1 protein-coding gene and 2 pseudogenes are annotated in these 1,562 nt (G+C 67.8%); all 3 read right to left on the bottom strand.

What is annotated here, in order from left to right; all coding sequences use genetic code 11:
- Positions 1-99 (bottom strand): annotated as a pseudogene (locus ABNT58_RS10870) (electron transfer flavoprotein subunit beta/FixA family protein); the annotation flags it as partial.
- 27 nt (positions 100-126) lie between these two features.
- Positions 127-1,125 (bottom strand): tripartite tricarboxylate transporter substrate binding protein, encoded by a 999-nt coding sequence (locus tag ABNT58_RS10875; RefSeq protein ID WP_348753498.1) that lies wholly within the window; start codon positions 1,123-1,125, stop codon positions 127-129.
- A 14-nt stretch (positions 1,126-1,139) separates the two neighbouring features.
- Positions 1,140-1,562: pseudogene (locus ABNT58_RS10880) on the bottom strand (acyl-CoA synthetase); the annotation flags it as partial.

The raw sequence follows: 1,562 nt of genomic DNA on the forward strand, positions 1-1,562 counted from the left end.
CATCTTGACGTTGGCGATGTCCACGCCGGTGCCGTCGGCCTTGACCCGCACCTTCACGTTGTAGTCGACCACCCGCTTGACGGGGACCAGGATCTTCATGGTTCAGCTCCTTTTGTTGGCGGTGCGTCAGTCCAGCTTGGCGCCGGACACCTTCACCAATTGTTCCCACACCGGCGCGTCCTTCTTGTACGACGCCATGAAGGCCTCCGGGGTACTGGCCACGGGATTGAACCCCATGGCCACCAGCTTCTCGTGCACCTCGGCCATCTGCACCACGGCATTCACTTCCTTGGCCATGCGCTGCACGATGTCCATCGGCGTCTTGGCAGGCGCCGCCATGGCCACGAAGCCGCAGATGCGGTACGCATCGTCCTTCAGGCCCTGCTCGCCCAGCGTGGGCACGTTGGGCAGTGCCGACATGCGCTGGTCGCCGGTGACGCCGATGACCTTCAGCTTACCCATCTCGATGTGCGGCTTGGTGGCCGAGGCGCTGGCATAGGCCATCTGGATCTGGCCGCCCAGCAGGTCCTGCAGCATGGGCGCCTCACCCTTGTAGGCCACGTGCGACATGTCGGCATTCAAGGCCTGGCTCATGTACGCGCCGGCCAGGTGGGCGTAGCTGCCGATGCCCCAGGAGCCGTACGACACCTTGCCCTTGTTCTTGCGGATCCAGGCCTGCAGCTCGGCCGCGTTGCGGGCGGGCACGTCGGGGTGCACCACCAGCGTCACCGGCACCACGGCGATCTGCGAGACCAGCGCCAGGTCCTTCTGCGGGTCGTAAGGCAGCTTGGCGAACAGGAACTGGTTGGTCAGCACCGAGGCGCTGAGCGTGAACACGAAGGTGTTGCCGTCGGGTGCGGCCTTGGCCACCATGTCGGTGCCCAGGATGCCGGCTGCGCCGCCCTTGTTCTCGATGATCAGCGTCTGGCCGAGGCGCTGGCCGAGCTTCTCCGCGATCACGCGGGCCGACACGTCGGTGGCGCCGCCCGCGTTGTACGGCACGATGAAGCGGATGGGCTTGTTGGGCCAGGCGCCTTGCGCGCGCACCCAGGGCGCGGCGCACAGGCCGGCAGACAGAGCGGCACCCTGGGCCAGCAGGAGGCGGCGGTGGATCGGTTGGGTCATCGTGTTGCCTCCAGTCAAGGGGCGGTATTGGTGTTCTGTTCTTCGATGCGGGCGGCCACGCCCAGTCGCGCCACGGCGTCGGTCACTGCGGTGCGCAGCGTAGGCCAGGCCGGATGTTTCGGCGCGCGCAGCAGCACGCCAGCAGGCCCGTCGGCCAGCACCTCGGCCAGCGGCAGCCCGGCCGGTGCTGCTTCGCGCCACAGCGCCTGCAGGCGTTGCTGCACGGTGTCGATGGCGGCCAGCTGCCGCAACTCGGGCTTGAAGATCTTGCCCACGTTGGTGGTGGGCATGCGCTGCAGCACGGTGATGCGCTTGGGCCGCGCGGGCGCTTCATCCACCCGCTGGGCGACGAAGGCCAGCAGCTCTTCTTCCGTGGCGCTGGCGCCAGGCAGCAGCGTGGCATAAGCCACCGGCACCTCGCCGGCATAAGCGTCGGG

The organism is uncultured Aquincola sp. (assembly GCF_964001545.1).
In the GTDB taxonomy this organism is placed as follows: Bacteria; Pseudomonadota; Gammaproteobacteria; order Burkholderiales; family Burkholderiaceae_C; genus Aquincola.

What these genes read in the sequence shown, in the direction of transcription:
- ABNT58_RS10875 (WP_348753498.1), bottom strand. Translation starts at nt 1,125, where the DNA reads ATGACCCAACCGATCCACCGCCGCCTCCTGCTGGCCCAGGGTGCCGCT.